Genomic DNA, 13,464 nt, shown 5'->3' on the forward strand with positions numbered 1-13,464 from the left:
TACGGGACGGCAGGTCCAGGGACATGGAGCGCGCCATATGAGGCAGTGGGCCAGAGACCTGGGCATGGGGGCCAGGTTCGCCTTCGCCGGCGGGCGGGACGGGTGGGCGCGGATGCTGCTCACCGCCGTCGGCGTGGGCCTCGGTGTGGCGCTGCTGCTGCTCGCCACCGCGATCCCGAACGCGCTGTCCGTCCGGCACGACCGGGAGAAGGCGCGCACCGACCTCACCTACACCGGGTCACAGGTGCCGAAGGCGGACGACACGATACTGGTCGGTGATGTCGGGACGACCTTTCATGACAAGGAGGTGCGCGGGCGGACGTTGGAGCCCGACGGGCCCGGGGCGCCCCTGCCACCCGGGGTCTCGAGGTTTCCCGGGGTGGGCGAGATGGTGGTCTCCCCCGCGCTGAAGCGGCTGCTGGAGTCCGATGACGGGAAGCTCCTGCGCGAGCGGCTGCCGGAGCGGATCGTCGACACCATCGCCGAGCCCGGGCTGATCGGCTCCCAGGAACTCGCCTTCTACCGCGGCGCCGACGACCTCGTGGTCCGGCCGGACAACGGCCTGGTCGAACGCATCGACCGGTTCGGCGACCCGCATCCGGTCCCGGAGAAGACGGACCCCGTCCTGGTCCTGCTGGCCCTCGTCGTGTTCCTGGTGCTGCTGCTGCCGGTCGGCGTCTTCATCGCCGCGGCCGTGCGGTTCGGCGGCGAGCGCCGCGACCGGCGACTCGCGGCCCTGCGGCTGGTGGGGTCGGACAGCCGGATGACCCGGCGGATCGCCGCGGGCGAAGCCCTCGCCGGCTCGGTGGCGGGCCTGCTCCTCGGCACCGTCTTCTTCCTGCTCGCCCGGGAGGCCGCCGGCGCCGTGGACCTGTTCGACGTGAGCGTGTTCCCGAGCTACCTGAATCCATCCCCCCTGCTCGCCCTGCTGGTCGCGCTGGCGGTCCCGGCAGCCGCGGTGCTGGTCACCCTGTTCGCGCTGCGGGGCGTGGTGATCGAGCCGCTCGGCGTGGTGCGCACCGCGAAGCCCCCGCGGCGCCGGCTGTGGTGGCGGCTGCTGCTGCCGCTGGGCGGTCTCGGCATGCTCTACCCGATGATCGGCAAAGGCCGGGACAGCGGGGAGTTCAACCAGTACCTGGTCATCGGTGGCGTCATACTGCTGCTCGTCGGGGTGACCGCGCTGCTTCCGTGGGTCGTGGAGAGGGTCGTGAACCGGCTCGGCTCCGGCGGGGTCGCCTGGCAACTGGCTATCCGCCGACTTCAGTTGAGCAGCGGCACGGCCGCCCGCATGGTCAACGGCGTCGCGGTCGCGGTGGCGGGCGCCATCGCGCTGCAGATGCTGTTCTCCGGGCTGGAGGGCCAGTACACCAAGCACACCACCGACGACCCCACCCGGGCCCAGATGCAGGTGACCCTGGAAGACGGGGTCCCGCTCGCCCCGGTGGCGGCCGACTTCAAGGCGACCAGAGGCGTTGCGAAGGTCTACGCCTACGACGAGGGCTTCGTGACCGACCGACGTAAAAATGCCCAGAAAGGCGTCCAGGTCACCATCGCCGACTGCGCGTCCCTGCGTGAGGTCGCGTCCTTCTCCTCCTGCGAGGACGGTGACACCTTCGCCGTCCGGGGTGGCGACGATGATGACAGGTCGTTCGACGTTTCCAAGCCCGGCAGCAAGGTGTGGTTCGACTCGATCGACGGTTCCGATGCTCCTCACAGGCCGACACAGTGGACCGTGCCGGCGGGCGTGAAGCAGGCGCGGTCGATCGAGTCCCCGAACGGGGAGAAGCGCGGCGGCCTGCTGCTGACACCGGGCGCGCTGCACTCGCGCGCCGCGCGGGGCGTCAGTGGGCAGATCTACCTCGTGCTCGACCAAGGGCTCGCGGACGCGCCCGAGTACGTGCGGAACACCGCCCAGCACCTCGCACTGCCCTACCCACCCATGATGATGGTGTCCAGCAAGCGCGCGGACACCTACGACTCCATCCGCACCGGCCTGTTCTTCGGCGCCGCCTGCGTGCTGGCGCTGATCGGCGCGAGTCTGCTGGTCTCGCAGCTGGAGCAGCTGCGCGAGCGCCGCAAGCTGCTGTCGTCGCTGATCGCCTTCGGCACCCGGCGCCGCACACTGAGCCTGTCCGTGCTGTGGCAGACGGCGATCCCGATCGGGCTGGGCCTCGCGCTGGCCACGGCGGTCGGGCTGACGCTGGGCGCGGTACTGCTGAAGATGACGGACAGGCCGGTGGGCGTCGACTGGGCGAGCGTGCTGTCGATGACCGGCATCGGCGCGGCCGTCGTCCTGGTGGTGACACTGCTCAGCCTGCCGCCGCTGGTACGGCTGATGCGCCCGGACGGCCTGCGCACCGAGTGATCCGTACGCCCCGATGGCCCCTCTCCACCGGAACCACCGGCCCGGTGTGCTGGATCGTTCAGGAGGAGGGGGCCTCGGGTCGAGCGGCGTACGACCCGGCACGCGTCAGTGGATGAGCGCGTTCGCGATCACCACGACCACCCCGAGCAGCGAGTCCGCCACTCCGAGGAGCAGCGACCTCACCCAGGACCGTCCCGACCCCCGCGCCGTCACCACGCCCAGCACGAACAGCAGCGCGATGTTCAGCAGGAACGCCGGGCCCTCCACTCCCCCCGCGGGCCACCACCCCCACGCCGCGCCCGCGAGCACCAGCACGGACGGGAGTACGGCCGCGATCAGCGGCCACTCGTCGAGAAGCGTGCGCAGATTCTCCCAGCGGCGGTGCGCTCCGCGCTCGGCGACGATGTGGGCGTAGCCGTGCGCGAGGGCGGAGGCGAACGCGGTCACCAGCAGCCACAGGGCGTCCTCACCGCGGTCGGCGCGGGAGGTGTGTCCGTACTCGCCGAGCGCGGCGACCAGGGAGCTGGCCAGGACGGCACCGTAGACCCCGCCGAACAGCAGGGTCTCGCGGGTGTCGCGGCGGCGCGGCGCGGGCACGGTCGCCGTGGTCTCCGACATGAACGGCCCTCCTGACGCACGGACGGGGACGGTCTTCCAACGATCACCCGGGCCCCGGAGCGCCGCCAGTTCACCCCGGGGACGCTGTCGTCCCCCGGATCTCCAGCGTGGGCGTGGCCAGGTGCACGCTGCCCGCTCCCCCGGGGCCGCGCAGACGGTCGAGAAGGCAGCGGGCGGCGCGGCGGCCGACCTCGTGGCCGGCGTTGTCGACGGTGGTCAGCCACAGGTGGCGCAGCCGGGAGACGCTCGTGTTGTCGTAGCCGATCACGGACAGGTCGCGCGGGACGCGCAGGCCCAGTTCCTCGGCCGCGGACAAGGCCCCGACGCAGGTGATGTCGTTGACGGCGAACACGGCGGTGGGCCGCTCGGGACGCCCGAGCAGCCGTACGGTGCTGCGGTAGCCGCCCTCCTCGGTCATGTCGCCGCCCTCGACCGACGCCAGGTCCGCAAGCCCGTGCGCCCGCATCGTCGCCTCGAAGCTGCGCCGGCGCAGCTCCCCCACGGCGCCGTAGCCCGCGATGTGCGCGATACGGCGGTGGCCGAGCCCGATGAGGTGCTCGGTGACCAGGCGCGCGCCGTGCTCGTCGTCGCCCGCGACCACGTCCACGCCGGGCGGCACCGGCTCGCGGGCGCCCGCGACGACCACCGGGATGCGGGCGGCGACGGCCCCGAGCGCGGCCGGGTCGGGCAGGGTGCCGACCACGACGAGGCCGTCCGCCTGGAGGTCGAGGAAGGGCCCGGTGAGGTCGTGGCCCATCCGCCGGTTGAGACGGGCGTCGGCGAGCAGCATGTGCAGTCCGGCCGCGTGCAGCAGCGAGTTCAGGCCGTCGAGCAGGTCGACGAACCAGGGGTTGCGCAGGTCGTGCAGGAGCACGCCGACGGTCCGTGTGCGCTGTTCGCTGAGGCTGCGCGCGGCCGCGTTGGGCCGGTAGCCGAGCTCGCGCGCGGCCCGCAGGACGGCCTCCCGCTTCTCGGGGCGCACCTGTTCGGAGCCGCGCAGCACCAGGGAGACCAGCGACTTGGACACCCCGGCCCGTTCGGCCACGTCCCGGATGGTCGGCGGTCTCATGCCCTGGACCGTTCCACGCGCCGGAACGGTTGTCAAAGGGTTGACACCCGGGGGAAAAGGCATTCAGGGTGACCTGGACAGAAAATGGACCGGTCCAAAGAGGGGCTGTCATGGTGGATGCGCTGGGTGTCGCGGTCGTCGGGTTCGGCTGGATGGGCCGGGTGCACACCCAGGCGTACGCGCGCGTGCCGCATCACTTCCCGCGGCTGGGCCTGCGCCCGGAGCTCGTGACGGTCGCCGAGGAGGTGCCGGGCCGGGCCGAGGAGGCCGTCGAGCGGTACGGCTTCGTCACGGCGACCCGCGACTGGCGCGAGATCGCCGCGGACCCGCGCGTGCGGGCCGTCAGCATCACCGCCCCGAACTTCCTGCACCGGGAGATCGGTGTCGCGATGGCCGAGGCCGGCAAGCACATCTGGATCGAGAAGCCGGTCGGCCTGACCGTCGGCGACGCCCGCGCGGTGGCCGACGCCGTCGCCCGGGCGGGCGTGCAGGGAGCGGTCGGCTTCAACTACCGCAACGCGCCTGCCGTGGAGGTGGCCCGCGAGCTGATCGCGTCCGGCGGGATCGGCACGGTCACCCATGTCCGCATCCGTCTCTTCAGCGACTACGCGGCCCATCCCGACGGCGCGCTGACCTGGCGGTACGAGCGCGAGCGCGGCGGCAGCGGGGTGCTGGGCGACCTGGCCTCGCACGGCGCCGACCTGGCCCGCTTCCTGCTCGGCGACATCAGCTCCCTCACCGCCGACACCGCGGTCTTCGTGCCGGAGCGGGCCCGCCCCACCGGCGCGACCGCCGGACACATCCTGGCCACCGGCGGCGAACTCGGCCCCGTCGAGAACGAGGACTACGTCAGCTGCCTGCTCCGGTTCGCTTCCGGCGCCCGCGGTGTCCTCGAGGCCTGCCGCGTCTCGGTCGGCGAGCAGAACAACTACGGCTTCGAGGTGCACGGCACGAAGGGCGCCGTCTTCTGGGACTTCCGCCGCATGAACGAGCTGGGCGTCAGCCGCGGTACCACGTACCAGGACCAGCCCGTCAGCACGGTGTACGTCGGCCCGGGCGCGGGCGAGTACGGCGCCTTCCAGCCGGGCGCCGCCAACAGCATGGGCTACGACGACCTGAAGGTGGTCGAGGCCCACCGCTTCCTGCGCTCGATCGCCGAGGGGACCCCGTACGGGGCGACGCTCGCGGACGCCGTGCACAGCGCGACCGTGCTGGAGGCGATGTCGCGCTCCGCGGAGAGCGGATCCTGGGTGGACGTGCACCCGTAGGCATCCTGGACGGAGGTGCACCCGTAGGGGTGGCGACAGGACCACCCCGATCCGGCGCCCAGGCCCCGCGACGGCGCGCGCCGGGAACGGCAGGCTTCAAGGGCCGGAGGGGACCGAGCCGAACCGCCGGCGCCACATCCGCCAGCCGAGAACTCGGGGGACACCCATGTCCGAAGCCGCAGGCCGGCGCATGACCGGCCTCGCCGCCGTCGTCGCCGCCGTCGCTCTCATCGTCCAGGTACCGCTCTACTTCATCTACGCGGGCCCGCCGCCGGACGGCAACGTCCTGTCCCGGCTGCTGATCGGGATCGTGGCGCTGGGGTCCCTCGTCGTGTTCGTGACGGCGTTCCGGGAACTGGTCAGGCGCGTCTCCCCCGCCCACGAGTGGATCGGCTCGATCGCCTTCGCCACGGGGCTCGTCTACGCCACGGTCACGCTGGTCTCGATGGGGCTCGAGGCGGGTGCGGTGATTGCCGTCGACCACCCGATCGACCCGACGATCGACGTCAGCGGCACCTACATCCTCTACGGGTCGATCTCGCGCCTGATGCTGGCGCTCTTCCTGACCGCGTTCGGCCGGGCCGTCGCCCGGACCGGGCTGCTGCCGCGCTGGACCGGCCGCTCCGCGCACGTCCTGGCGGGCGTCAACCTCGCGTTCGTTCCGTCGCTGTTCTTCGGCAACGACCCCGCGTTCTTCTACGCGGCGAACGGCTGGGGCACGACCGCGCTGATGGGCGCCGTCCTCAGCTACTGGCTGCTGGCCCTCGGCATCTCGACGTACCGCAGCGCGGGCCGCGACGTCCCGGCGGTCGCCTCCCCGGCTGAGCAGCGCTGAGGCGGGCGAAGGGCACTTGCGAGCATCCGCCCCGGGCGGTGGTCCGCTTCAGCCGGCCGCCGCCCGGGGCGGCATGTTGTACGGCGTCACCACCTGGATCGCCGACGGCAGGGTCGGCCCGGCGGGCGGCAGCGCACTGTGCGCCCGCATGACGATGTGGCAGGCCTCGCGCATGTCGTGCCGGAGGTCGTGGTGGAGCACGGCGGACAGCCGGTGCTCGCGCAGCAGACGGGTGTTGTCCTCGTCGAGGTCGTGCGCGACGAAGACGTCGCACGCACGGCCCAGGTCGGCGAAGGCGCGCAGGGTGGCGATGTTGCCGCCGCCGATCGAGTAGACGGCGCGGATGCCGGGGTCGCGTTCGAGGGCGGCGCGGACGAGGTCGTACTGGATGGCGTCCAGGCCCTGTCCCTCGGCGATCTCGATCAGCGAGCGCTCGGGATGACGGGCGCGCATGACACTGCGGAAGCCCATCTCGCGCTCCTCCTCGTTGCGGAAGGAACCGCTGCTGAGGCTGGTGAGCACATTGCCGGGCCGCTCGCCCAGCCACTGGCCCATGAGGTACGCGGCGGTCGCGCCGGCGGCACGGTCGTCGATGCCGACGTAGGCGAGCCGCGCGCTCGCGGGCAGGTCCGTGACGAGCGTGACGACGGGGATACGGGCGGCCACCAGTCGGCCCACCGCGGCGGTGACCTCGGGGACGTCCGGCGCCTTGAGGATCACGCCCTGCGTGCCGCGCCGCGCCACCCGGTCCAGGGTGGCGACCAGCTCCCGCACCGGCCCGGTCTCGCGGAAGTGGAAGCGGGAACGCAGCACGGCCGGATGCAGGGACGGCAGCTCGGCTTCCAGGGCCCCGCGCACGGCCGAGGTGAACCGCTGCGGGGCGTGCATCACGATGTCGACCATGAAGGTACGGCCGACGAGCCGGACCTGGGTGCGCTGGCGGTCCAGGTCGGCGATGGCCCGGTGCACCTCCTGCGCGGTGCTCTCGCGCACCCCGCCCCGCCCGTTGAGGACCCGGTCGACGGTGGCCTCACTCAGCCCCGCCTGACGTGCGATCTCGCGGATCGGGAAGGGGTGGCCCACGGCAGGCTCCTTGAGGGGTTTTTGATGGCTCGCTGCTGGTTGTTCGAGGGGTTTGTGCTGACAAGAATGACAGAGCCGCACGGCTGACCCGCGTCGACCGCCGACCGGCGCGAGCTGAAGGGACACCATCCATGGGACTTCTCGACGACAAGGTCGTCCTCGTCAACGGCGGCAGCCAGGGCGTCGGTGCGGCCGTCGCGCGGGCGGCTGTCCGAGAGGGGGCTCTGGTGGCTGTCACCGGGCGCCGTCCCGAGCCCGGCGAAGCCCTCGTGGCCGAGCTGTCCGAACTGGCGGAGGCCGGCGGCAGAGCGCTGTTCGTGCGGGCCGACCTGGCGGACGCGGAGCAGGCGAAGGCCTCCGTCGGCCGGGTGGTGGACGCCTACGGCCGGATCGACTGCCTGGTGAACTCGGCGGGGCTCACCTCCCGCGGCACCCTGCTGGACACCACGCCCGAACTCTTCGACGCCCATGTCGCGATCAACCTCAAGGGCCCGTTCTTCGCCATGCAGGCGGCGGTCGCGGACATGGTGGGGCGGGGCGCGCCCGGCACGATCGTCAACATCATCACGTCCTCGGCGCACGGCGGGCAGCCGTTCCTCGCTCCGTACGTCGCCGCGAAGGCAGGGCTGATCGGCCTGACCCGCAACGCCGCGCACGCCCACCGCTGGGACCGCGTCCGCATCAACGGCCTGAACATCGGCTGGACGGCGACCGAGGGCGAGGACGCGACGCAGAAGACCTTCCACGGCGCCGACGACGACTGGCGCGAGCAGGCGGCCGCCCGGCTGCCGATGGGCAAGCTCGGCCAGCCGGACGAAATCGCCGACTTCGTGGTCTTCCTGCTCTCCGACCGGTCCGGCGTGGTCACCGGATCGGTGATCGACTGGGACCAGAACGTGCTCGGCGGCCTCGACTAGCCGCTGCCCTCTGTACGCACCACCGCCCTCGGAACCCGCACGACCCGCACGACCCGCACCCAAGGAGCGACAGCCCCCATGCGTATCGGAATCCTCGGCCTCGGCCGCATCGGCGCCTTCCACGCCGAGACCCTCTTCGGACTCGACGCCGTCGAGTCGCTCGTCGTCGCCGACCCCTTCGCGCAGGCCGCCAAGGCCGCCGCCGAGCGGTTCGGCGCCGAGGTCGCCGACTCCCCCGAGGCCGTGCTGGCCGCCGGGGTGGACGGCGTGGTCATCGCCGCCGCGACCGACGCCCACCCGGGGCTGATCCTCGCCGCCGTCGAGGCCGGTGTACCGGTGTTCTGCGAGAAGCCCGTCGCCAAGGCCATGAGCGAGGGCGTCGAGGTGCTGAAGGCGGTCGGGGGCAGCGACGTACCGATCCAGATCGGCTACAACCGCCGCTTCGACGCCGGCTTCGTCGCCGCCCGGGCGGCCGTGCGCAGCGGCGAGCTCGGCAAGCTGCACACCGTGCGGTCGACCACGCTGGACCCGGCGCCGCCGCCCGCCGCCTACGTCGCCGCGTCCGGGGGCATCTTCCGGGACTGTTCGGTGCACGACTTCGACATCATCCGCTGGGTGACGGGCCGCGAGGTGACCGAGGTGTACGCGGTCGGCGGCAACCGGGGCGCCGACTACATCAAGGAGGCGGGCGACGCCGACACCACCGGCGCGATCCTGACCCTCGACGACGGCACGATCGCCGTGGTGTCCAACTCCCGCCACAACGCCCGGGGTTACGACGTCCGCATGGAGATCCACGGTTTCCAGGACTCGATCGCGGTCGGCCTGGAGGACAAGCTGCCGCTGCGCTCCGTGGAGCCCGGCGTGACCTTCCCGTCCGGCACGCCGCACGACTTCTTCATGGACCGCTTCACGGCCGCCTACCGCGCCGAACTCACCGCGTTCATCGAGGTCGTGGCCGGCACCCGGCCCTCGCCCTGCACGATCGCGGACGCCCTGGAGGCGGGCTGGATCGCGGAAGCGTGCACGCTGTCGCTGCACGAGCACCGTCCGGTGACGATCGCGGAGGTGCGCACCGCCTGACCGGGTGGGCGAACGACGAGGGCGGGCCCGGTGGGCCCGCCCTCGGTCGTTGTCCGCCCCCCGGCCGTCAGGCCCCGCAGGAGCGCAGGAACTTCCGGGTGCGTACCGCGATGGGCAGCGGCTTGTCCGGCTCGCACGGGTACATGTCCTGCTCGACGATCGCGAACAGCTCCACGCCGAGCTTCTGCGCCGCGACCAGCACGGGCTCCAACTCGGGTATTCCTGAGGGCGGTTCGCACATCACCCCGCGCTGCACGGCCGGGCCGAACGGCACCCCTCCCGCCACCACGTCGGCCAGGATCTCCGGGTCGACCTGCTTGAGGTGGAGGTAGCCGATGCGTTCACCGTACGCCTCGATCAGCTTGACGCTGTCCCCGCCGCAGTAGGCGTAGTGGCCGGTGTCCAGGCACAGGTTGACCAGCTCGGAGTCGGTCGAGTCGAGGAACCGCTCGACGTGGTCCTCGGTGTCGATGTGCGTGTCGGCGTGCGGGTGGACCACGATGTCCAGGCCGTACGTCTCCTTCACCTCGTACCCGAGCCTCCCCCAGCTCTCGGCTTCGCTCGAGCCGGGGGGACCCCCATCATGCCCTTGGTGAGGTGGGTCCACTGCTCCGGCGTCAGCTCCGGCGGCTCCAGGATCTCGGCGGTCTTGTCGTCGCGCCAGAAGGACGGGATGACCACCAGGTGCCGCGCGCCCATCGCCTGGGTGAGCTCGGCGACCTGGCCCACGTGCTCCCAGGTGGACTCCCAGACGGACGGGCCGTGGTGCAGGCCGGTGAAGACCGTGCCCGCCGAGACCTTCAGGTTCCGCTTGTCCACCTCGTCGGTGAGGCGTGCCGGATCGGTCGGCAGGTAGCCGTAGGGGCCGAGTTCGATCCAGGAGTAGCCCGCTTCGGTGACCTCGTCCAGGAAGCGTTCCCAGGGCACCTGCGCGGGGTCGTCGGGGAACCAGACGCCCCAGGAGTCGGGGGCCGAGCCGACCCGGATGCGGTCCAGGCCGCCGGCCATGTCAGGTGGCCCCTTCCCCGGTCTTCGCCACCGGCGCGGTGAGGTCCTGCTCCTCGGGGAGCTCCTCGACGTCGACTCCGCGCACCTGTGCCAACTCGTGCTTGAGCGCGGCGAGTTCGGTGCCGCCGGCCATATGGTTGGTGAGTTCCTCCAGGCTGACCTGGTCACGGGAGGCGGAGAGTTCCATCGTGCCCAGTCGCAGGACGCTGAAGTGGTCGCCGACCATGTAGGCGTGGTGGGGGTTGTGGGTGATGAAGATGACGCCGAGGCCTCGTTCGCGGGCGGCGGCGATGTACTTCAGCACCACACCGGACTGCTTCACGCCCAGCGCGGCGGTGGGCTCGTCCAGGATCAGCACGCGGGCGCCGAAGTAGACGGCGCGGGCGATGGCGACGCACTGGCGCTGTCCGCCGGAGAGGGTGCCGATGGGCTGTTCGAGGTCGTCGAGGACGATGCCCATGTTGCGCAGTTCCTCGTCGGCGGTCTGCTTCATCCGGTCGATGTCGAGGCGGCGTACGGGCCAGGGGCCCTTGGTCATCTCGGAGCCGAGGAAGAAGTTGCGCCAGACGGGCATCAGCGGGACGGTCGCCAGGTCCTGGTAGACGGTGGCGATGCCCTTGTCGAGGGCTTCGCGCGGGGTGGAGAACCGTACGGGTTCGCCGTCGACGAGGAACTCGCCCTCGGTGTGCTGGTGCAGCCCCGAGATGATCTTGATGAGGGTGGACTTGCCGGCGCCGTTGTCACCGAGCACGCAGGTGACCCGGCCCGGGTGGACCTTCAGGTCGATGCCGTGCAGGGCGCGGATGTTGCCGTAGGACTTGCCTGCGTTGCGCAGTTCGACGATCGTGTCGTCCTGCTGCGCCGGGGTGTCCGCGATGACGGCCCCGTGGGTGCCGGTTCCGTTGGTGGATGTCATGGGGTCACCTCCGGGTCGCCGTACGGCTGACCCACAGATTGATCAGGACGGCGCCGAGCAGCATCACGCCGAGGAAGGCCTTGAACCAGTCCGGGTTCCAGCCGGCGTAGACGATGCCCTGCTGGACCATGCCGAACATGAACGCGCCGAAGACCGGGCCGATCGCGCTGCCGGCGCCGCCGGTCAGCAGACAGCCGCCGATGACGGCCGCGGAGATGTAGATCAGCTCCTGGCCGACGCCCTCGCCGGACTGCACGGTGTTGAAGGTGAACAGCTGGTGCATGCCGACGAACCAGGCGCCGAAGCCGACCAGCATGAACAGCGAGATCTTGGTGAAGGTCACCGGGACACCGACGGCACGGGCAGATTCCTTGTTGCCACCGACGGCGAAGATCCAGTTGCCGTACCTGGTGCGCAGCAGGACCCAGGTGGCGATCGCGGCGAAGACCAGCCAGTACACGATGGTGATCTTGACGTTGACGCCACCGACGTGGAAGGACGAGGCGAAGATCTTCTTGGCCTGGCCGAAGCCGTCCATGTCGCTGATGTCGTCGGTGGCCACGTTGGTGGTGACCAGTTTGGTCACCGCGAGGTTCACGCCCTGGAGGATCAGGAAGGTGCCCAGGGTGATCAGGAAGCTGGGCAGGCCGGTCTTGACGACCATCCAGCCGTTCAGGAAGCCGATCGCCAGCGACACGATCAGCGCGACCACGACACCGACCCAGACGTTCAGGGTCAGTTGGTAGCTCAGCATGCTCGCGGTGAGCGCCGAGCTGATGACCGCGACGCCGGCCGACAGGTCGAACTCGCCGCCGATCATCAGCAGCGCGACCGGCAGGGCCATGATCCCGATGGTCGACGACTGGTAGAGGATGTTGGCCATCGAGTCGCCGTCGCGCACCGGCGGTGCCGCCACGAGGAAGAACACGTACACGGCGACGGCACCGAGGAAGACACCGACCTCGGGCCGGGCGAGCAGGCGCAGCGCCAGGGGGCGCCGCGTGGTCCGTCCGTCCGACTCCTTGGGGCCGGAGGCCGGCGGTGGGGTCACCGCCGGCGCAGCCTGCTGGGTCATACCGATCACCGAGTGCCCTTCGCGGCGAACGCGGCGACGGTGTCGACGTTGGACTTGTCGACGAACGCGGGACCGGTCAGCACCGGCGCCTCACCGCCGCCCATGTAGTTGCCGTTGTTCTTGTAGAGCCACAGGGAGTCGATCGCCAGGTAGCCCTGGAGGTAGGGCTGCTGGTCGACGGCGAACTGGATGGAGCCCTTGTCGATGGCGCTCGTCAGTTCCTTGTTCAGGTCGAAGGTCGCGACCTTGGCCTTGCTGCCCGATTCCTCGATCGACTGCGTGGCGGTGAGCGCGAAGGGGGCGCCGAGGGTCACGACGTAGTCGATGGCGGAGTCCTGCTTGAGCTTGGCGGTGATCGTCGACTTCACCGACGGCATGTCGGTGCCGTTGACGTAGAGGGTCTCCGTGGTGCCGGAGAAGGTCTTCTTCACACCGTCGCAGCGCTGGGTGAGGCCGATGTTGCCCTGCTCCTGGATGACACAGACGGCCTTCTTGGCGCCGGCCTCGTTGAGCCGCTTGCCGAGCGCCTCGCCCGCGACCGTCTCGTCCTGGCCGAAGAACTCCATCAGGCCGAGCTTCTTCCAGTCGCTCACACCGGAGTTGAGGCCGACGACGGGTATCTTCGCCGCCTTCGCCTTGCTCACGACGTCCTTGAGGGCGTCGGGCTTGGCGAGGGTGATGGCTATGCCGTCCACCTTCTGGTCGATCGCGTTCTGCACCAGGTTGGCCTGGCTGCCGGCGTTCGGGTCGGCGGAGTAGATCAGTTTGACGTTGTCCTTGGCCGCGGCTGCCTCGGCGCCCTTGCGGACGATGTCCCAGAAGGTGTCGCCGGGCGACTGGTGGGTGACCAGGGCGACCGTCATCCGGGGCGTGGTGGCCTTGCCCGCGGAAGCGTTGCCGCCTCCCTCCTCGGACTTCTTGCCGCCAGAGCTGCTGGAGCAGCCTGCGAGGGTCAGTGCTGCCACAGCGGCCACGGCCACCACGGGGGCCAGTCTGCGGGAGCGGGAGTGCGAAGAGCGGTCCATCTTTCCTGCACCTCACTGTGCGACGGGGGAAAGGGAAAGGGAAAGGGGAGGGTGATCGCTGGGATCCGGTGCGGTGTTCGGACGTCCCGAACAAGGCAGTTGCGCTGGTTCGGGATCCAATCCCGTAGGGCGCCCGGTGTCAATACTTTGTTAAGACATCATTTCACAATCAGGTCCGAATGTAAGTACAAAGCCTTGACAG

11 protein-coding genes and 1 pseudogene are annotated in these 13,464 nt (G+C 70.8%); 5 read left to right on the top strand and 7 right to left on the bottom strand.

Going from position 1 to position 13,464, the window contains the following annotated elements:
- The first annotated feature begins 37 nt into the window (after positions 1-37).
- Entirely contained in the window at positions 38-2,365 is a 2,328-nt protein-coding gene (locus tag IG99_RS39315) for an ABC transporter permease (RefSeq protein ID WP_037683003.1), read from the top strand.
- A gap of 105 nt (positions 2,366-2,470) precedes the next feature.
- Here IG99_RS39315 and IG99_RS39320 read toward each other — a convergent pair whose 3' ends face one another.
- Entirely contained in the window at positions 2,471-2,983 is a 513-nt protein-coding gene (locus IG99_RS39320) for a hypothetical protein (RefSeq protein ID WP_037683006.1), read from the bottom strand.
- Between the two features lie 70 nt (positions 2,984-3,053).
- Complete coding sequence (locus IG99_RS39325; protein ID WP_037683007.1) at positions 3,054-4,052, bottom strand: LacI family DNA-binding transcriptional regulator; 999 nt, start codon at positions 4,050-4,052, stop codon at positions 3,054-3,056.
- Between the two features lie 110 nt (positions 4,053-4,162).
- Here IG99_RS39325 and IG99_RS39330 point away from each other — a divergent pair, with 110 nt between their 5' ends.
- Together IG99_RS39330 and IG99_RS39335 are read left to right on the top strand one after the other, a co-directional pair.
- Positions 4,163-5,320, top strand: coding sequence for a Gfo/Idh/MocA family protein (locus IG99_RS39330; protein ID WP_037683008.1), 1,158 nt, complete (start codon positions 4,163-4,165; stop codon positions 5,318-5,320).
- Between the two features lie 166 nt (positions 5,321-5,486).
- Entirely contained in the window at positions 5,487-6,155 is a 669-nt protein-coding gene (locus tag IG99_RS39335; RefSeq protein ID WP_037683011.1) for a hypothetical protein, read from the top strand.
- A gap of 48 nt (positions 6,156-6,203) precedes the next feature.
- Here the strand turns inward: IG99_RS39335 and IG99_RS39340 are convergent, their stop codons facing one another.
- Positions 6,204-7,238 carry a LacI family DNA-binding transcriptional regulator gene (locus tag IG99_RS39340; protein ID WP_037683012.1) on the bottom strand — a complete coding sequence of 345 codons (1,035 nt, stop codon included), beginning with the start codon at positions 7,236-7,238 and terminating at the stop codon, positions 6,204-6,206.
- 131 nt (positions 7,239-7,369) lie between these two features.
- Between IG99_RS39340 and IG99_RS39345 the strand changes: the two genes are divergently transcribed.
- Positions 7,370-8,155: an SDR family oxidoreductase gene (locus IG99_RS39345; protein WP_037683014.1), complete on the top strand. Its 786-nt coding sequence runs from the start codon at positions 7,370-7,372 to the stop codon at positions 8,153-8,155.
- A 78-nt stretch (positions 8,156-8,233) separates the two neighbouring features.
- Positions 8,234-9,238, top strand: a complete 1,005-nt coding sequence (locus IG99_RS39350; protein WP_037683018.1) for a Gfo/Idh/MocA family protein — start codon at positions 8,234-8,236, stop codon at positions 9,236-9,238.
- 67 nt (positions 9,239-9,305) lie between these two features.
- Here the strand turns inward: IG99_RS39350 and IG99_RS39355 are convergent.
- From IG99_RS39355 to IG99_RS39370, 4 genes and pseudogenes are all read right to left on the bottom strand, one after another.
- Positions 9,306-10,246 (bottom strand): annotated as a pseudogene (locus IG99_RS39355) (sugar phosphate isomerase/epimerase family protein).
- Between the two features lies 1 nt (position 10,247).
- Entirely contained in the window at positions 10,248-11,162 is a 915-nt protein-coding gene (locus tag IG99_RS39360; protein ID WP_037683019.1) for an ATP-binding cassette domain-containing protein, read from the bottom strand.
- Positions 11,163-11,166: 4 nt separating this feature from the next.
- Positions 11,167-12,243 carry an ABC transporter permease gene (locus IG99_RS39365; protein ID WP_037683063.1) on the bottom strand — a complete coding sequence of 359 codons (1,077 nt, stop codon included), beginning with the start codon at positions 12,241-12,243 and terminating at the stop codon, positions 11,167-11,169.
- Positions 12,243-13,262 (bottom strand): sugar ABC transporter substrate-binding protein, encoded by a 1,020-nt coding sequence (locus IG99_RS39370; protein ID WP_037683025.1) that lies wholly within the window; start codon positions 13,260-13,262, stop codon positions 12,243-12,245. Before IG99_RS39370 ends, IG99_RS39365 begins: the two co-directional genes overlap by 1 nt.
- Between the last annotated feature and the right edge of the window lie 202 nt (positions 13,263-13,464).

This window comes from Streptomyces griseus subsp. griseus, assembly GCF_000720255.1.
GTDB classification, from domain to species: Bacteria; Actinomycetota; Actinomycetes; order Streptomycetales; family Streptomycetaceae; genus Streptomyces; species Streptomyces griseus_I.